Annotated in this window: 1 tRNA gene and 2 rRNA genes (1 of these 3 only partly in view); all 3 read left to right on the forward strand. The window is 55.0% G+C overall.

The annotated features are described in order from the left end of the window. Positions 1-756, forward strand: a 23S ribosomal RNA gene (locus DWB67_RS09230); it begins 2,079 nt to the left of the window's first position. Between the two features lie 94 nt (positions 757-850). Further along, positions 851-965: ribosomal RNA gene (gene rrf / locus DWB67_RS09235) — 5S ribosomal RNA — on the forward strand. A gap of 61 nt (positions 966-1,026) precedes the next feature. Beyond that, a tRNA-Met gene (locus tag DWB67_RS09240) sits at positions 1,027-1,103 on the forward strand. The last annotated feature ends 141 nt before the right edge of the window (positions 1,104-1,244 follow it).

A 1,244-nucleotide genomic window follows, 5' to 3' on the forward strand; every position in this document is an offset into this window, starting at 1 on the left:
TGAAGCGGGAACGCTAGTTCTCGTGGAGCCATCCTTGAGATACCGCCCTTCGCACTCTTGATGTCTAACCGCGGTCCGTTATCCGGATCCGGGACCCTGCGTGGTGGGTAGTTTGACTGGGGCGGTCGCCTCCTAAACAGTAACGGAGGCGCGCGAAGGTTGGCTCAGACCGGTCGGAAATCGGTCGTTGAGTGCAATGGCAGAAGCCAGCCTGACTGCAAGACTGACAAGTCGAGCAGAGACGAAAGTCGGCCATAGTGATCCGGTGGTCCCGAGTGGAAGGGCCATCGCTCAACGGATAAAAGGTACGCTGGGGATAACAGGCTGATGATGCCCAAGAGTCCATATCGACGGCATCGTTTGGCACCTCGATGTCGGCTCATCTCATCCTGGGGCTGGAGCAGGTCCCAAGGGTACGGCTGTTCGCCGTTTAAAGAGGTACGTGAGCTGGGTTTAGAACGTCGTGAGACAGTTCGGTCCCTATCTGCCGTGGGTGTTGGAGACTTGAGAGGAGCTGCCCCTAGTACGAGAGGACCGGGGTGGACGTTCCACTGGTGGACCAGTTGTCGTGCCAACGGCAGTGCTGGGTAGCTATGAACGGACAGGATAAACGCTGAAGGCATCTAAGCGTGAAGCCCCCCTCAAAACAAGGTCTCCCTTGAGAGCCGTGGAAGACCACCACGTCGATAGGCCGGAGATGTAAGTGCAGTAATGCATTCAGTTGACCGGTACTAATGGCTCGATAGGCTTGATTTGATCCGGAAGAAGACAGACTTTGTCTTCCTCCAATGCATCCTTGGACAACATAAAGCGCCCTCAAAAGCGCCAACGCTGAGCGTTTCTTTCCCGGTCTGGTGGCCCTAGCGCGAGCAAAACACCCGATCCCATCCCGAACTCGGCCGTTAAGTGCCGCTGCGCCGATGGTACTGCGTCTTAAGACGTGGGAGAGTAGGTCACCGCCAGACTTGGTAAGAAACGCATATCTCTCGAACGATGTTACAATAACCCGATCAGGACAAATATGGCCGCGGGATAGAGCAGCCCGGTAGCTCGTCAGGCTCATAACCTGAAGGTCGTAGGTTCAAATCCTACTCCCGCAACCAGATCACAAAAAGCCCGCAGCAAATGCCGCGGGCTTCTTGCATTCCAAACAAATCCACAAAAAAACCGGAAATGCCCCGATCAAACAGGGCATCTAAACCTACATGAACTCCGATACAGAAACACATCGGGACTCAAGCATC

Source organism: Paracoccus sp. JM45 (genome assembly GCF_003590715.1).
In the GTDB taxonomy this organism is placed as follows: domain Bacteria; phylum Pseudomonadota; class Alphaproteobacteria; order Rhodobacterales; family Rhodobacteraceae; genus Paracoccus.